We start from the raw sequence: 17,576 nt of genomic DNA on the forward strand, positions 1-17,576 counted from the left end.
TTCTTTTTTATGCGTTATTTAGATCTTCACTATCATCTTCCACGTCATCAATGTCTTCTTGCTCCATTGACTGCTTTTCACTTTTTATTCGAGAAAAAGCTATAAGAATATCCTTGGCACTATCCAATGGGATGTTTCCAATAATTGTATTTTCAATAAACAGAGAAGCTTCAAAAGGAGCATCTGTATTTGAAATTCGACCAGCCCTTGTCAAGATTTGAGCAATCATGGCAGGACCATTTTTAGCTGAAAATATCGAACTTTCTAACTCAACTAAGGTCTTAAATTTTATCTCTTCCCACTTTTGCCAATAGTTTGGAGAACCTTTGGTTTTTTCCAGCTCCTTAAAAGCTACCTTAGAGGCTATTTTATTTAGCCATTGTCCAAGGCTTTTTGCCGATTCCACTACTTTCTGATCCATTTTTTTTATCCTTATAAAATATGTATTAAATAATAATTCTGCACTAACAGGATATTCTGCTCTAAATACCATAAAATCCTTGAAAGATGAGGAATTAAACAAGTGTAAAAAACGAGACAACGCAAAATCGAAACGTTCATATTCAATACTAACAGACTTCTGTGCTATTCTTTTTCCACACTTGTAAAGTCTGGAGTAATACATCCCATCAACTATGCCACGCAATTGCTTTTGCTTCGCCAATTCTATAATATAATGATTATACGAAAATGGCTTTGCATCCCCATATTGTATCAGATAAATATCAGCAGATTTGAGAGCGTCTAAAACACGTTCTGCCCGAATGGAGCACTCGGAATCCTTTGTCATTTCTCCCAATGCGGCGAGTAAAGATATTCCATTCATCACAAAACTTTTCGGTGCTCCGGGATAATTTCCACGATACAGAAGCGGACGTTTGGGTTTATTCTTGATTACTCTTCCCTTAAATAATCCCTCTGTTCTCTGTCTCATCATTCTATCAAAAACATATATGAAGTCAAGCATTCGCTCAGCAGAGAGATCAGGTATAATACAAAAGTTACTTCCTTCGTGCTGACAACATGGCTTCAGATCAGTCGTAGTCGCTATGGTACCCAAGATTTTCTCTTTGATAGAAGCTTTAGGCTTACTTCTTGTTATTCCTCCTTTTTCAGTAAACCCCAAAAATTCTCCGGCAAGAGGTATTTCAGACATCACAACCTCCTTCATCTTTTCAAGATCACAATCTGACTCACATAAGGTCGCTTCGTATGCACTCAGACTCTTCCACACATTACCAGCAAGCATATCAGTAGACATAATGCTAGGAGAAAGGAACACTCCCTTTTCCGTATTTCCTTTCTCTTTTGCAATATAGTCATAAGGAACGTCTTCTTTTCCTTCCCAAGCCTCATTAGGCATTAGACGAAAACGATTTTTACAGTGTCTAATCTCCTCTAAAAGAGACAGCTCCTCTGTTTTTGCATCGGCAGAATTTTCTTTTCTAAATAAAAGAAGAGCTTCTGCATATTTAATGAGAGGATGTTCATTTATTTTCATAATATCCAACTTTAATATTTATCCAACCTTCACTTGTTCCTAAATACCCCATGTTGTTATCCAAAGACCCAAGCAAGAGCTTTCTGAGAAATGGTGAAACCTTAAGATCTATCACGTAACGACCTCCAATATCCACATATTCTCTATTGGTTGGCGTTGTATAGTAAGTAGGGAAATATCCTTTTGTTGTCTCAAATAACTTTGGATCTTTAACAATGTTTTCAAGATCTTTAATTACACGATAATCCATACTGGAACATCCACCCACATGTGTCTTTCCCGCATCCCCTCTCCTATACTGCCTTTTCCAAAAATCATTAAACTTTATCACTTCACCCTCTGACTTTATCTCACATTTAAGAATATCAAAATGTTCCATTAGAAGTGGCTTATAGCTTGAAGAATAGTCATACTTTTCGTGTTTATATGCTTTATCTTTCTTCTTTCTGATTTTGGAGATCTCCTTAATTATATCTTCCCTACACTTAGGACTGAAATGCCATCCGAAAATATTTTCAAATAGTCCGCATAGCATTTTTTTACTTGGAACGTCCAAAGTTTTATAGTAAGATCCCGGGAACTCTGAAACCATTGAAAGAGGGACAAGAGGTTCTAAGATGAGTTGAATCTTATCCGTAAGTTCCGGAACATCCCGAAGGATCTCAAGATTTATGCTTTTTTCTGTTGTATTCATACTGATAATCTATTTGTCTGTTATACAACCAAAACCTATACCGGTAGAGTGTCCTATTCCTATATTCCAGATATATAGTTTTGTCTCCGGCTTACCAACGATTCTGATCGGACACCAACTCGTTTTATTTTTAACTCCTCTATAATCTATGAGCATCCCCTTAGCCCCTCCGCTATCTCTAATAAATTCCGCATAAGCAGAAGGGTCTTCAAGCCCCCCCATTCTGAGTTTTGCTTGAAGTGATTCTGTAAGCACCTTATCTGCTTCCTTATCTGAAAAAATAATATGAGAGTATCCTCCTTCCGGTTGTTTTTGCTTCAACAAAATGGGGCTTACCGGATAGAATATATCACAACCTGACAGATCAGGATCTCCCATGACCAATATTTCTTGGACTACTAAGCCATTGAACATGGTTGGATCTTTAGAAATTCCATCTACGAATCTATCTAAAACTTCCTTGTATGGAGTACCTATGATAAGGCTCCCGGTGGATTCAAACATCATTCCGTTCATACCCTTTACCGCTCGTCCTCCTCTAAGTCGAGAAAAACTAAAAGGCGATTTATTCCCATGCCATTCATTATCTCCCAACCATTTTTGAATGGTTCCAACAAGTAATGGTTGATGAACAAAAGGGACAAAACTATTATTTCCGGATATGCTTAATTTAATCTTCATAAATTATTAAATGTATTTCGGGGATTTTATTTCCTCCAAATATAGCCAATAAATACTAATATTCCAATCCATATCATAAAACAATGAGATTATTATAATGAAGATTGTAAGATCGTTCGGTTTGCTTCACAAGAAGTTTATCCGAAAGGATAAAAGAATGGCTTAATCATTTAATAACAAAATAGATAAAGAGAATAACAGCTCGCAAAAGAGAGAAAATACAGTTTAGGAAAGAGATGAAGAGAAGTGCTCTTGTGGTGCTTAGTGAAGAAAAAATGGTGTAAGCGTATTTATAAATATTCTTTATCAAGAATAAAAATAGGTCTAAAAGTAAATAATTGCGGAAGTCAGGGCATGGGGTGTGAAAATCAAGGGTAGATTTTTGGAAATTGAGGCTTGGGTTTTGAGAAATCAAGGCGTGAGTTTTGGAAGTCAAGGCGTGATTTGAACTCTTTATCCCGTTTAACGAAAGATGTGAACAGGGTTATCGGAACTTCTGAACGGCTATACGGCAGGAAGAAATGCCGTGAAGAAAATATGGAGTTCGGTAGTGGCGAGTGTTGTAAGGGAAACAAAAGCGAGATTGAGAGCCGTGAGGAAGATATGGGATTCGGTAGAGGGGATGTTGTAGGATAGACAAAAGCAGGAAGAAATGCCGTGAAGAAGATACGGGCTTCGGTAGTAGGGAGTGTTGTATGGTAAACAAAAACAGAAAGGAGTGCTGCAAGGAAGATACAGGAAGAGATACGGAGAAAAAATAGTATCTTTATGGTCGCGTGTTTATGGACACAAAAGATTTAGTAAACCCTTATAAACCCTTCTATTTATGACGAATATAAGAGCCGACTATGCGTCTATTCTTCAGCATTTTCCTATCGAGGGAGAGGTTGTGGAAGTGGTGCCCGTAGGTAACGGACACATCAATGACACTCTCGGAGTGAGGATGTCCGATGGAGAGTTCAAGTATATTTTACAGCGTATCAATCATCTGATCTTTACGGATGTGGAGACGCTTCAGAACAATATCTTTGCAGTTACGGAGCATATCCGCAAGAAACTGTCGGAGCGAGGAGAGAAAGATTTGGACAGAAAGGTGCTGACATTTTTCCGTACCAAAGATGGCAAAAACTATTATTTCGATGGCGAGAGCTACTGGCGCGTGTGCCTCTTTATTCCGGACAGCGTGAGCTACGAGGCTGTTACTCCGGAGCTTTCCTACGAAGCAGGTAAAGCGTTCGGTGAGTTCCAGGCGATGCTTGCAGATATTCCTGCCGGAGTGTTGGGCGATACCATTCCAAACTTCCACAACATGACGTTTCGCCTTGGTCAGCTAAGGGATGCAGTGAAAGAGGATAAAGCGGGCAGACTGTCGGAGGTACAGTGGTTGGTGGATGAGCTTGAAAGCCGTGCCGAAAAGATGTGCATTCAAGAGAGACTGTATGAAGAGGGTAAGCTCACGATGCGTACCAACCATTGCGATACGAAGGTGAACAATATCCTTTTTGATAAGAATGAAAAGAGGGTGCTCTGCGTGGTGGATCTCGATACGGTTATGCCGGGATTTGTTCTTTCCGATATAGGCGACTTCATCCGTACAGCAGTGAATACCGGCAGAGAAGATGAACCGGAGCTTAAGAAGATCGGCGTCAATATGCCTATATTCGAGGCTTACACTCGTGGATATATGGAGAGTGCGCAGGCATTTCTAACACCTCAGGAGATCCGTCTGCTACCTTATGGCGGAAGACTGCTTACTTATATGCAGACCGTGCGCTTCTTGACAGACTATATCAATGGTGATACTTACTACAAGATAGAGAGTCCGAAGCATAATCTGCAACGCTCTTTGGCTCAGTTTGAGTTTTTCAAAAGGCTGGAAGAGAAGGCGGAAGAGATGGATGCTTTCATGGCTCAATGGCTGTAATAGAGCGGACAGATCCTCTTTTTGAGACCTTTTCAAAGGTATCTTTTTATCTGTCCCGACAATAAAAAAACCGATTCGACCAAAATCGAATCGGTTTTTTATATATCCTTAAAAGATTGTTCCTAAGAAAGGAGCAGCTCGATCTCCTGTTGTCAGAAGAGAGAGAACTTCACATAGCGCTTGGGATTTGCCTTGATGTCCACAAGAAGACTGTCGGCAGAGAGGGTTACGCGGTTGAGCTGTTCGTAGAGCCTTTTGTCTGTGAGAAGTAGTCCGAGTGTATTGTCGGGCTGTTGAAGTCTCCGGGTAAGCTGATGAAGCTGCTCTACGGTACGTTGAAGCTCTGCATAAGTAGCGGCATAGTCGAGGCTGTCGAGCTTGGATGTTATGCCGGCTATGGAGGCTGCTCCGGCTCTGAAATCGGTCATCATTCCGGGCAGATGCTTGTCTATGGAGAGCCTGAGCGTACGTACGGTTTGGTTCAAGTTGATAGAGGTGGCATGTATTTCACCAAGTGTTTCGGGAATATTCCCGTTGTCAATAATGGTATGAATACCCATGAGAAGAGTATCTATCCTGTTGATCGTCCCTGCCAACTTAGGAAGAAGCTCGTCGGTAAACTGAGAAAGAATATCCGTTGTGGCTTTACTGTTCAGCCTCTCACCCGGTTGATGAAAATCGGTAGTACCGGTGCGAACAATCACCAGCTCGGCTCCACTTAAAGGGTTACCCTTGACTATGACGTAGCTGCTCTTGGGTATCTTCAGATTTTTATCTATGGACATTTCGACCTTTGTACCTGTGAAGTCTTTGTAGTCGTACTCCACAGCCGTAACCAAGCCTACCCGGTATCCGTCTATGAGGATGGGAGTGGATACGGTAACGTCTTTGGCATTTTGCAGACTGGTATAGTACACGTATTCCCGACTGAATATATTCAGTCCCTTTAAGAAGTTGAGTCCAAAATAGAGAATGACCAATGCAATGAGTCCTACAATTCCGATTCTTAACAACTGCGACTTCTTGTTGAGTGTTTCCATACAGTTTTGCTTAATATAAATACAACGATAATTCTAATCTACCCTTTTATCTCCGACAAAGGTAACGATAAAACAGCCATTAAAAACTTTCTTCAGCTTCTTTTGTTGCTCCAAAGCCTCTTTTTGAGAGGCAAAGTCGTAAAGAGTATATTTGTATTGGTCGCCATCCCGATAACATTTGAGATGCTGTCCATACCCTTTGAAGCGAGCATCTGACGGATCTATCTTTTTGGAATGAGTAAGGATCTGAATGCGGTATCTCTTCTCCCCTTCCGGAGCGGATGCTTTCTGTGTTTCTGCGTGAACAGATGTTTTGGTAGAAGCATTCACCTCTTCCGCAGGCGGCTGTGGTGCAGACTGCGCAGACTGAGCGGAAAGCTTTTTATCTAAATCCTGCTTATACTTGATCACCGCAGAGGATATGGAACGCGCCATTTCGTCTATACCGGCTACGGAGTTCATGTAACTCTCTTCTTGCCGATCGGATATAAATCCTAACTCTATAAGGATGCTCGGCATGGATGTACGGCGCAAAACCAGAAAGATATTCTGCTTAACCCCTCTATTGACCCTACGTCCTCCAACAACCAAATTCTTCTGCACGTTCTGAGCCAGCTTGATGGAGCTTTCCATGTTCTTATTCTGCATGAACTCGAACATGATATAGCTCTCCGTGGAGTTGGGATCGAAACCTTCATATTTTGTCTTGTAGTCATCCTCTTTGAGGATAACGGAGTTTTCTTTCATCGCTACACGAAGATTCTCTTCCGAGCGAGCGAGACCGAGAGTATAAGTTTCTATTCCTCGTGCCGACTTGGATTTTACGGAGTTGGCATGTATTGAGACGAAAAGATCGGCATGGTTACGATTGGCGTAGTCTGCTCTTTCGTTGAGACCGATAAATACATCGGTGGAACGAGTCATCAAAACAGCGATGCCGGGATCCTGCTTACGTAGAAGCTCTCTTACTTTTAGTCCTACTTTGAGAACAATATCTTTCTCCTTACTAACGGCTCCTATCGCTCCGGCATCCTTGCCTCCGTGTCCGGGATCTATGACCACGACAAACGTCCCCTTGCTATTGCGAGCAGAAACAGAAGAGGAGAAAAAAGGAAAGAGAAAAGAGAGAAAAAGTGCAAGTAAAGTAGATCTGGTCATAACGTTATTCGTTTACTTCCATTCTATACGGAGCTATTCCGGTCTCTTCATAGTATGCCAAGAGAGCTTCCTGGTCGTCCGAAATGAGCAGGATATGGTCTTCCACTTGGAGTTCGGTAGTTCCGCTTGGTATAAAATAGTGTCCTCCACGCAATACCATCACTGCAAGTGTATGGCGTGGAAGGGGTATATCTGTGAGAGTGTTGCCATAAGCCAGCATCTCTTGCGTAACAATAATCTCGCTTAGTGCACTCTTGATCTCTTCGGGAAGCTCTACATCAAATACTCGTTTCTGCACCGGTTCATCCACCAAATCGAGCTTTTCTGCCATCCATGTAGCGGTAGAGCCTTGTATAATGAGGGAAAGCAGAGTGATGAAGAAAACCACGTTAAAAATAGTAGTGGCATTAGGAACTTCTGCAACCAAGGGATAGGTGGCAAAGATAATAGGGACAGCACCACGAAGACCCATCCATGAGACGTATAGTCTTGCCTTATTACTCAAAGAGCTTCTTATGGGTAAGAGGGTCAAGAATGTAGCAATAGGGCGCCCAAGAAATATCAAAAACAGGGCTATGAGTATCGCCGGAATGGCAACGTGGAAGAGTTCGGAGGGAACGACCAACAGCCCCAACGTAAGGAACATAATAAGCTGCCAAAGCCATGCGAAACCATCAAAAAATCCTTTGACAGACTTCTGAAACTTGAGTTTAGAGTTTCCTACGATGAGCCCTCCGATATAAACAGCCAGATATCCATTGCCCTTAAATGCGTATGCAGAAGCAAAGATCAGCCCCGAAAATGCCAATAACAAAATGGGATATAGAGAAGGATTGGGGAGATTGATCCTATTGACCATCCAAACGGCTATCTTTCCCATTCCCCAACCGACAAAAGCACCAATGATAAACTGTCTGAAAAAGTCAAACACTGCTTCAAAAGTACTTATATCACCTAACGAAGCCAGCTGAATAAGTATCACTGTAAGCATATATGCCATAGGGTCATTGCTTCCACTCTCCAACTCCAGTGTGGGACGGAGATTCTGTTTCAGCGTAATCTCTTTCGTCCTCAAGATAGAGAATACAGAAGCAGAATCGGTAGAGGACATTACCGCAGCACAAAGCAAAGATTGTACATAGGTAAGATGGATGGGCATGAACTCAAGCTGAAAGAGATAGTATATGAACGTTCCTGTAAGCAGTGTTGTAAGCAAGACCCCAACCGTAGCCAGAGATATTCCTTCTTTCAGACGAGGCTTTACATCCTTGAAGTTGGTATCCATACCTCCTGAAAAAAGGATTACCGTTAAAGCCATTACTCCGACGAACTGTGCTATCTTGGTGTCGTTAAAACTAATACCGAGTCCTTCCTCTCCTGCCAACATACCAACTCCTAAAAAGAGAAGCAGTACAGGTACGCCCAGCTTGAAGCCGGCTCGACTAAGAATGAGTCCTAATATGATGAGTGAAGATCCTACGAGAAGAAAATGTTCCGGAGTAAACATTGGATATGGCTTTAGATATTGTATGTTATAGTGTGGTAAGTATTTTAGAGATCGTTCTCATCGCCGGGTTTGTACTGGGAGGAGTAGATGAGGTACTCGATTCTTCGGCATCGGGATATATCTTCGGCTCTATCTCCTTTCATTTTGTACTTGTCCAAAGGAGGTATCTTGAGCTCTTGTCCGAGAGGGACATTATTGTAATCCGATATAACAGAATAGTTCTCCATGTAGATGCAGACCCAAAAGATAACATTCCCATAATGTTTCTGTGCCAATCCACTTAAAGTGGTGCCTCTTTCTACTGTCTCCACAGCAAGAGGAAGCATCTTGTCTGTCTGCTCTTCCGGTTCGGCATCTACCTTTTGAGCCTCTACCACCTCTGTTTGTGGAAGAGGAGCGGGAAGCGTTTCAGGGACTGTCTCCTTATGAGAGTTCAGATACCAAAACATAATACCTCCAAGCAAGAGAAGGAGTATGGGAATAAACAAAAAGGCAGGAGACCATTTCTTCTTGTTTTGCACAGCCGGTACAACATCAATCCCTTGTTCCGAAGAAGAGGGTGTATCTTTTTGCCCTAAAACAGAAATATCGAAACTACCGCTTTCAACCTTTTTCTCTTCCGGTATAAATCGAGGAATAGAAAATGTTTGAACCGGTGTTTCGATATGAATATCGGATATCTTTTTGATGTAAAGATCGGGGAATAAAGAGGCAGACTTTAGTATGGTTGGTTCAAAAGCCTCAAAAGGTTTTTGAAGTCGCTTGACAAAAGAGGCATCAGGGGAGAAATCGAGAGTGCTACCTTCAGAAGCATTACAGAGAGAGAGTGTACCAAATCCCTCTTGGTACGCACTTTTCCCCTCTAAAAGCAGAGACAAGAAAGAGCGAGTGTGTTCTTCCAGATCAAGGGCAAACTCTTTGCAAGAGAATGTAGAGTAAATCTCGAAAAGCAGCTGAGCCGTATGATGTTGAGAGTACGATGAGAGAAGGGACAAGTCTCTCTTTTGAAGAAAAGAGATAAGCTCTCCGGCCGGCTCGAAAACAAGAGCAATATGAGGAGGGAAAAGGTATGGAGTGTCTTCTAAAACACCGATGTACTCATCTTCGCATTTCACATAGAGAGTACCTACACCTTCCCAACAAAAAGGATTTCCGTCAAGAAGCGTAGTCTGAAGCCAGTGCACCCATAAGCGTATGGGGCGAGATTCGTTCCCGTATGTGTTCATGCCACAATGTCCATTTATGTTTTGTTTCGTATCTCCGCTACAAGGTCAAACCCTATGGTATCTACTATATCAGCTTTATAAAACTGCCCTATATCCAACGGTATGGACAAGTCTCCCTGCTTAGAGATTAACACTTCCGGATCGACATCAGGAGAGTCAAACTCTGTACGACCGATATAATACTCTGCATCCTCTCTGTCTATAATGACCTTTTGCTGTTGTCCTACTTTCTGTTGAGCATTATCAAAAGTAATACCCTCTTGTAACTTCATTAGTTTGGATAGTCTATCCTTCTTTATCTTCAAGGGGATATCGTCTTTATAGTGCTTCCAAGAGTATGTGTCATCCTCGTGGGAGTATGCAAAAGCTCCCATGCGTTCAAATCTTTGTGCTGCGACAAAATCCAAGAGTTCTTCAAAGTCCGACTCTGTCTCTCCGGGATGTCCTACCATCATTGTAGTACGGATGTGAATACCCGGAACTTCTTGCCGAATTCGACTTAGAAGAGCTTCTGTTTCTTTTCTCGAGATACCTCTTCTCATAATCTTCAACATATTGTCTGAAGCGTGTTGCAAAGCGATATCCAAGTAGTTGCAGATCTTATCCTCTGCTGCCATAACCGGCAAAATATCCAAAGGGAACTGTGTAGGATAGGCGTAGTGCAAACGTATCCACTCCAGTCTGTCTATGGTACATAGCTCTCTTAGCAAGTCTGCCAAAGCAGCTCTCTTGTAAAGATCCTTTCCATAATAAGTAAGATCTTGAGCGATGAGCTGAATTTCTTTTACACCACTATCGGTAAGAGATGTAACTTCTTTTATGATGTTATCTATACTCCTACTCTTGTGCTTACCGGTGATAAGAGGAATGGCACAATAGGAACAAGCTCTATCACACCCTTCCGAAATCTTCACATAAGCATAATGCTGTGGTGTGGTGATCTTCCTAAGACCCGAAGCATCAACAAGAAAAGCCTTGGTAAGATTTCCGACAAGGTTCTTCCAATCGAACTTTCCATAATATGCATCAACTTCCGGGATCTCCTTTTTCAGTTCTTCCCTGTATCTTTCAGAGAGGCAACCCATCACATAAAGCTGTCCTATGGCACCTTGCTTCTTTGCCTCTACCATTCTAAGAATAGTTTCGATAGACTCCTCCTTGGCATCTCCTATAAATCCACAAGTATTGATAACAACGATCTCTCCACAAACCCTCTCAGGATCATGAAAGACCTGATACCCCACCGTAATAAAATGGTGCATCAGCAGTTCTGAATCTACGAGATTTTTAGAACATCCTAGTGTTATGATATCTACTCTATTCTTTCTCATTCAAATTGAATCTCTTATATACTCCTTGAGAGTTATTCACCGAAGAGAGAGTCCACAAACTCTTTCTTACGGAAAAGCTGCAAATCGGTAACTTTTTCTCCCAATCCTATGTACTTTACAGGTATCTTAAATTGGTCTGAAATACCTATTACGACACCTCCCTTGGCTGTTCCATCCAACTTTGTTATAGCCAAAGCATTCACTTCCGTTGCAGCTGTAAACTGCTTTGCTTGTTCAAACGCATTTTGACCTGTGGAACCATCCAGAACAAGAAGAACTTCATGAGGAGCATCCGGTACAACTTTTTTCATGACGTTCTTTATCTTGGTAAGTTCATTCATCAAGCCGACCTTATTATGAAGTCTGCCGGCTGTGTCTATGATAACCACGTCTGCTCCACTGGCTTTTGCAGAAGAGAGTGTATCGAAAGCGACAGAAGCAGGATCCGAACCCATTTGCTGCTTGACAACAGGCACTCCCACTCTTTCGCCCCAAATAACCAACTGGTCAACAGCGGCGGCTCTAAATGTATCCGCTGCACCAAGAACGACATTATATCCTGCAGACTTGAATTGGTATGCTAACTTCCCTATCGTCGTTGTTTTTCCAACACCATTGACCCCCACTACCATTATAACATAGGGTTTTGTTTCCTTCGGAAGAGAAAATGCTTCGCCATCCATGGAATTGTTCTCTTCCAATAGAGCAGCTATTTCTCCTCTAAGTATTTTGGTCAGCTCGTTGGTTCCAAAATATTTGTCTTGAGCAACGCGTTCTTCTATACGTTTGATGATCTTCAGAGTGGTTTCTACTCCAACATCAGATGTTACCAAGATCTCTTCCAATTCGTCCAAGACCTCATCGTCAACCGTACTTTTTCCGGCTATTGCACGACCAATCTTAGAAAAGACATTGGACCTTGTGTTCTCCAAACCCTCATCCAGAGTTTTCTTCTTATCCTTTGAAAAAAAACCAAATAATCCCATAACTCTATCCCTTTTTGCCTTTAATATCTTCTTAACTGCCTAACACATCCTATTCAAGTAATCTTCATATCCGTATGAGCGATAAATCTCAAACGTGCCATCTGTATGCTTAATAGCAATACTTGGATGAGGAATACCATTAAACATTGTCGTCTTTACAGTAGTATAATGAATCATGTCCTCGAACAAGACAATGTCTCCAATCTTAACTTCCTGAGGAAAGGTCCAATCTCCTATAAAATCTCCACTCAAACAGCTGTTGCCTCCTATTCTATACACATATCCTTTCTCCGGAAATGCCCCGATCTCCGCTCCACGAACACGTGGCTGATACGGCATTTCAAGACAATCCGGCATGTGAGCAGTGAAAGAACCATCTATGATAAGAGTTTTTATTCCGCTATTTTCGACAATATCCAATACTTGAGTCTTCAGATAGCCGGTCTGCCATGCAAAAGCACTTCCCGGCTCTAAAATAAGCGTTAGATTCGGATATTTTTCTTTGAATCTTTGCAGCAGTGTAATCAAATGTTCAACATCATACTCCGCATGAGTCATCAAGTGTCCTCCTCCCATATTAAGCCACTTTAATTCGGGAAGATATTTTCCAAACTTCTCCTCCACATGCTTTAGAGTCTCTTCTAAATCATAAGAATTACTCTCACAATGCGAATGAAAATGAAAGCCGTCTATCCCTTCGGGAAGTTCTTGAGGCAACTGAGAAGATAATACACCCAATCGTGAACCCGGAGCGCAAGGATTATATAAATCGGTCCCTACCGTAGAATATTCCGGGTTGATACGAATACCACAAGAGTGTGTTCCTCCATAGCTTTGCACAAGAGGATAAAATTTTTGAAACTGAGATAGAGAGTTAAAGACAATATGATCGCTATATTTCAAAATCTCATCGAATTCATCCTCTTTGTATGCAGGAGCAAAAGTATATGTAGAAGATCCCATATATTCATACCCCATCCGAGCCTCAAATATGGAACTTGCGGTGCTTGATTTGATATACTCTCGAAATATTGGAAAAGATTTCCAAAGAGCAAAAGCCTTGAATGCCAATATTATTTCTGCTCCACTTCTTTGGGCAACATCTTTTATGAGGGAAAGATTATAACGTAGCTTCTCCTCCTCCATGACATAACATGGGGTCTTTGGATGCTCTTTTTCTGTGGGGAGAATATTCTTAAACTCTTGCATAAAACTCTATTCACAAAATCAGCTGCCAACAGCTGTTCTAATAATTTCAGTCAAAATCGGCTTAACACCTGTTATAATAAATTCCGCAGCTATCACCATCAATATCAAGCCCATAATTCGAGAGAGAACTTTATTCCCGGTTTCTCCAAGCCAAACAGTTATGCGTTCTGATGTTCTTAAGATCAGACCAGCCGAAATATAAAACAGTATGATAGTCCCGACCAATATTATTACCTTTCCATTAGTATCTGCCTCTTCTCGAAGTAAAATTCCGTTGGTCATCATACCGGGACCACACAAAATAGGAATGGCTAATGGAATTATAGAGATATTATCTGTGTCCTCCTGTTTTTCCGTATCGTGATCTTCAACAAGCTTAGAGTTTCTCCTACTGCCGGCATCGTTCATCATTGCATATCCCAGATTAAAAAAGATAATTCCTCCAATAATACGAAAGCCATCTATGGATATTCCAAAGACCTTAAAAATAAGAGGTCCAAGAAATGCAAAAAACAAGAGTGTTACAATAGAAGCTGTTATAGCCTTTACGATAACTCGCCCCTTAGCCTTTTGGGTTAACCCATTTGTAAGAGAAAGATAAAACGGCATAACAGCCAAAGGATTAGATATAGTAACAAGGGATACTATACAGATGAGAAAAAATCCCCATCCTCCATCAAATACTTCCATAAGAAAATGTTTTACTCTATTCTAAATGCTTTCTTACCTATCAAATGACCATCCGAGAAGATATCTGCCCTATAATTTCCCTCCAAAAGATATTCACTGATATCCCAAAATAGAGTTACTTGAACAGGTTCTCCATCGTACTCAATAGTTCTTTTCATAGAATATTCAAGCATTCCATTTTCATACGCAAAAGTGCCATCATGTAAAGTCAGTATTTCTCCATCAGGCTTCAAAATACGAACATAAATAGTCTTCTCTCCTACTTCTGCCGTTACATTACGATCTATATTTGCAACAACACGGATTTGAGCAGCTTTCTTTATCTTTTTGGTCTCTTTACCTTTCTTATCCAATAAAGAGACTGCAATATACGAAACACTAAGCTTACTGGCTCTTTGAACCTGCTCATTCAGGGCAGTCTTCTCGGCTTGAAGTCTCTGAGCAGTGGTAGTTACTTGAGATATCTGCTGGCGGACTCTGGTATTCTCTTCTTTAAGCTCCGTATTTGCTTTGTTCAACGAGTCTATCTGCTGTACATAGTGTCGCATGATCTTTCGGAGTGTTTCCAACTCCTTCTTGAGTTCTCCAATCCGTTTTGCATTATTGCTCTTAACGGTTTTCAACTCTTCCATCAAGCGCTGTACTTTTGCTTGCTCACCCTCAAGTTTTTTCAATAGGGAGTCATTACTCACTGTGAATTTATATCCTTCATACTGCATAGATAGATCGTTAAACTCCTCTTCAAGAAGTTGTCTATCCAGTATCATCTGCTCTTTGAACTCCTTGAGCTCATTATTTTGTCTCAGAAGGATAAAACCTGCCACTCCCAAAGCTATGGCAGCCACTACAACTATGGTATAAACTAAAGCTTTCTTCTGCATATGTTGTCGCTATTTCTATTCTATAAAAACTTCTTATTATTCCACCAAAATGTTATTTTTTCGCTTTTCAATAGGCTTCTCACACTCTCCTCACTCTCAAGAGAAGAATCATCTATACCCGTAAGATGTACAGAAAGACCAACTTTCCCTCTTTCATCTTCTATAAAAGTAAGAAGATTTGTTATGGATGCAAGCTGAGACATTACGAGCTTGCCCTGTGTCGTAGCTTTAGAAGAACTGTTCTTTATGAATGTTTCAAAAGAATATGATGGCTCATGAAGAGTTTTATCTTTTTTCTTCCAAGACACATCATAAAAAGACAAAACCGAATGCTCAGGAGAAATTAAAGATGTTCTGATAACAGCAATCAAAGGATCTTTTTGCCCCTTTACCGGAAGCATACAAAGCTCTATCTTAGAGTGCTTATCCAGTACAACAACCATTCTCACATCACTCAGATAAAGGAGTCTACTTTTACCATTAAATTCATTTTCTACCTCCAAATCTACTTCTTCTTTCTCCTTCCTTGCTTCATAACGATCTATTAGATCTTTCTTGTTATTCAAGGAAAGCACGGGGAAAGCGGATTCCGGAGCGTCAATAAAAACTTCTGCAACAGTCTGAGCCGATAAGCCACCACCGCAAAAGATCAGAGCAAGGATACCCAACAGAAAAACTATATACTCTTGGAAATGCTTCATTTTCTCACATTAACTAAAAACAAAGGTACTATATCTTTTTGGGTCATAAGATTCTAATGGGAAGTTCTCCACGACGCAAGAAAAGCTTTTCGGAAGGAATGCTCCTCTTGAGCACCATTAGTTCTAAATCTTTACCCACTCTTATTCCTTCTCTAAACAAGCGATGCTCTACAAACTTGTATGCAAGATCCGGATGATTATTATCTTTGCTTAAATGACAGAGAGCTATAAAAGTCATATCCAAGTGATAATTACAAGCAAGGCATTCAGCACTTTTCGTATTGCTAAGGTGTCCTGTACCACAGGTGATACGCTCCTTTAAGAATTGAGGATATTTGCCTCCTTTCAACATCTCTTCGTCATAGTTGCTTTCAAACACAAGGAAGTTACTTTGTCTTATAGCACCCTCAACTTCCGGTGTAACATCTCCTATGTCCGTCATCAAAGTAAACACTCCTACGGGAGTCTCTATCATATAGCCAATATTGTCCGTGCTATCGTGTGGGATGGGAATAGCATGAACCTTAATAGACCCTATTTCCAAGGCCTTATTCAGATCAATCGGTTTCAAATACCCTGTAATATCTTCTTGGATATATCTACTTGTGATTAGAGCATGCATTACTTTTCTTGTAGCGTAAATAGGCATATGATATCTCGTAGCAATACCTCCTACTCCGCGCACATGATCAGCATGATCGTGTGTCACCAAGATTCCGGATAGAGAGGTCGGATCTATGCCCTTGTCTTTCAAAGCATCTGCGATCGTTCGTCCTCTAAGCCCGGCATCTATGAGTAAAGATGTTCCAAAATACGAGAAGAAGTAACAATTTCCACTGCTGCCACTTCCTATGCTAAAAAATGTAATATAGTCAGCTGATTGTTTCACCTTAATGCTATTATCTCTCCTAAGTTTGCTTCGTCAATCCAAACTTATTTCCCCTTTTAATGGCTCCTGCATAAGTTTCCTAACCGCATCCATAGGGAGTCCTTTACCCAAGAGATACATTAACTTACATAGAGCAGCTTCAAAGGTGAGATCTGTTCCACTTATAACCCCTGCTTCTGAAAGTTCATTTCCCGTTTTATAGCGACGCATTTCAACAGCCCCCATAATACATTGGGTAACATTTACAATGACAATATCTCGCGTTTCTATCGCATTACGTAAGGCCGATAAGAACCACTCATGAGTAGGAGCATTACCACTGCCAAAAGTTTCCATGACAACGCCCTTAAGGTTTGGGATGCTCAGTATTTGATCGATTACAATGGGAGTTATTCCTGGGAAAAGCTTTAGTGCAACAACATTGGCATCCATTGATGTTGAAATCTTTAATGGTGCATTCAATGGCAATAAACTTGCACTTCTTACTGCCTTTGAATAGTGTATATTTATTCCGACATCAGCAAGAGGAGGAAAATTCGGTGTGTCAAAAGCATTAAAATGATCCGTTGAAATTTTGGTTGTTCGATTTCCTCGCATCAATTTGTTTTCAAAAAAGACACAAACTTCCTGAATATAAGGCAATCCATTATCCCTTTTAGCAGCAGCTATTTCTATTGATGTTATAAGATTTTCCTTACCATCCGTCCTCAACTTCCCTATTGGCAGCTGAGACCCTGTCAATATCACAGGCTTAGCCAAATCATCCAACATAAAAGAAAGAGCAGATGCAGTATAAGCCATCGTGTCTGTTCCATGCAATACTACAAAGCCATCATAAATGTCATAGTTCTTCTCTATAACTTTGGCTATTTCTATCCATGAAAATTGATCCATTGAAGAAGAATCCAATGGAGGATCAAAAGAGACGGATGAAATATTATATCCAAAACGCTTTAACTCCGGGACCTGTGCCTCCAAGTAGTGAAAGTCAAAAGCTTCTAAAAGCCCAGTTTCACTATTCTCTATCATACCGATAGTTCCACCTGTATAAATAAGCAATACTGATGGTTTATTGAAACCAACTTGCATCTTTTTATTCTTTTTTCTTTAGAGACTCAAAAGCAAAACACTTATCGGAAGTTATCCTCCCGAATGATA

General features: G+C 40.8%; 17 protein-coding genes. 2 read left to right on the plus strand and 15 right to left on the minus strand.

The features are described from left to right. Positions 1–7: 7 nt before the first annotated feature. From cas8c to cas6, 3 genes are read right to left on the minus strand one after another with little or no spacing between them, the layout of a single operon-like run. Positions 8–1,501 (minus strand): type I-PGING CRISPR-associated protein Cas8c/Csp2, encoded by a 1,494-nt coding sequence (gene cas8c / locus HQ43_RS04705; protein WP_036790410.1) that lies wholly within the window; start codon positions 1,499–1,501, stop codon positions 8–10. Next, positions 1,488–2,195 carry a type I-PGING CRISPR-associated protein Cas5p gene (gene cas5p, locus HQ43_RS04710; protein ID WP_036790413.1) on the minus strand — a complete coding sequence of 236 codons (708 nt, stop codon included), beginning with the start codon at positions 2,193–2,195 and terminating at the stop codon, positions 1,488–1,490. Before cas5p ends, cas8c begins: the two co-directional genes overlap by 14 nt. 9 nt (positions 2,196–2,204) lie before the next feature. Next, entirely contained in the window at positions 2,205–2,876 is a 672-nt protein-coding gene (gene cas6 / locus HQ43_RS04715) for a CRISPR-associated endoribonuclease Cas6 (RefSeq protein WP_036790416.1), read from the minus strand. A 474-nt stretch (positions 2,877–3,350) separates the two neighbouring features. Between cas6 and HQ43_RS09875 the strand changes: the two genes are divergently transcribed. Continuing rightward, positions 3,351–3,512, plus strand: coding sequence for a hypothetical protein (locus HQ43_RS09875; RefSeq protein ID WP_160216113.1), 162 nt, complete (start codon positions 3,351–3,353; stop codon positions 3,510–3,512). Positions 3,513–3,702: 190 nt separating this feature from the next. Continuing rightward, on the plus strand, positions 3,703–4,800 hold the full coding sequence (locus tag HQ43_RS04720) for a phosphotransferase enzyme family protein (protein ID WP_036790419.1): 1,098 nt from the start codon (positions 3,703–3,705) through the stop codon (positions 4,798–4,800). 152 nt (positions 4,801–4,952) lie between these two features. On the opposite strand, the gene HQ43_RS04725 is transcribed toward HQ43_RS04720, so the two are convergent. Genes HQ43_RS04725 through HQ43_RS04780 form a run of 12 tightly spaced genes read right to left on the minus strand, consistent with a single transcriptional unit; the run spans position 4,953 to position 17,507 of the window. Beyond that, a complete protein-coding gene (locus HQ43_RS04725; RefSeq protein ID WP_036790422.1) occupies positions 4,953–5,840 on the minus strand; it encodes an MlaD family protein in 888 nt (295 codons plus the stop codon). Between the two features lie 33 nt (positions 5,841–5,873). After that, on the minus strand, positions 5,874–6,998 hold the full coding sequence (locus HQ43_RS04730) for an N-acetylmuramoyl-L-alanine amidase family protein (protein ID WP_036790425.1): 1,125 nt from the start codon (positions 6,996–6,998) through the stop codon (positions 5,874–5,876). A gap of 4 nt (positions 6,999–7,002) precedes the next feature. Next, positions 7,003–8,505 carry a potassium/proton antiporter gene (locus HQ43_RS04735; RefSeq protein WP_036790428.1) on the minus strand — a complete coding sequence of 501 codons (1,503 nt, stop codon included), beginning with the start codon at positions 8,503–8,505 and terminating at the stop codon, positions 7,003–7,005. Between the two features lie 44 nt (positions 8,506–8,549). Then, positions 8,550–9,731 (minus strand): LysM peptidoglycan-binding domain-containing protein, encoded by a 1,182-nt coding sequence (locus tag HQ43_RS04740; RefSeq protein ID WP_036790432.1) that lies wholly within the window; start codon positions 9,729–9,731, stop codon positions 8,550–8,552. Between the two features lie 14 nt (positions 9,732–9,745). Then, positions 9,746–11,062, minus strand: a complete 1,317-nt coding sequence (gene rimO / locus HQ43_RS04745) for a 30S ribosomal protein S12 methylthiotransferase RimO (protein ID WP_036790435.1) — start codon at positions 11,060–11,062, stop codon at positions 9,746–9,748. Between the two features lie 32 nt (positions 11,063–11,094). Further along, positions 11,095–12,048, minus strand: a complete 954-nt coding sequence (gene ftsY, locus HQ43_RS04750) for a signal recognition particle-docking protein FtsY (protein WP_036790438.1) — start codon at positions 12,046–12,048, stop codon at positions 11,095–11,097. 39 nt (positions 12,049–12,087) lie between these two features. Continuing rightward, positions 12,088–13,257: a carboxynorspermidine decarboxylase gene (nspC, locus tag HQ43_RS04755; RefSeq protein ID WP_052103083.1), complete on the minus strand. Its 1,170-nt coding sequence runs from the start codon at positions 13,255–13,257 to the stop codon at positions 12,088–12,090. Positions 13,258–13,275: 18 nt separating this feature from the next. After that, the gene (locus tag HQ43_RS04760; RefSeq protein WP_036790441.1) at positions 13,276–13,947 is read right to left on the minus strand and encodes a MarC family protein; all 672 of its coding nucleotides are present in this window, start codon (positions 13,945–13,947) and stop codon (positions 13,276–13,278) included. A gap of 11 nt (positions 13,948–13,958) precedes the next feature. Further along, complete coding sequence (locus HQ43_RS04765; protein ID WP_036790444.1) at positions 13,959–14,828, minus strand: hypothetical protein; 870 nt, start codon at positions 14,826–14,828, stop codon at positions 13,959–13,961. A 20-nt stretch (positions 14,829–14,848) separates the two neighbouring features. Continuing rightward, the gene (locus HQ43_RS04770) at positions 14,849–15,529 is read right to left on the minus strand and encodes a DUF3256 family protein (protein ID WP_036790447.1); all 681 of its coding nucleotides are present in this window, start codon (positions 15,527–15,529) and stop codon (positions 14,849–14,851) included. Between the two features lie 43 nt (positions 15,530–15,572). Then, entirely contained in the window at positions 15,573–16,418 is an 846-nt protein-coding gene (locus HQ43_RS04775; RefSeq protein ID WP_235305945.1) for an MBL fold metallo-hydrolase, read from the minus strand. A gap of 33 nt (positions 16,419–16,451) precedes the next feature. Continuing rightward, entirely contained in the window at positions 16,452–17,507 is a 1,056-nt protein-coding gene (locus HQ43_RS04780; protein ID WP_036790450.1) for an asparaginase, read from the minus strand. Positions 17,508–17,576 lie beyond the last annotated feature (69 nt).

The sequence above is a fragment of the Porphyromonas canoris genome (assembly GCF_000769115.1).
Taxonomy (GTDB): Bacteria; Bacteroidota; Bacteroidia; order Bacteroidales; family Porphyromonadaceae; genus Porphyromonas_A; species Porphyromonas_A canoris.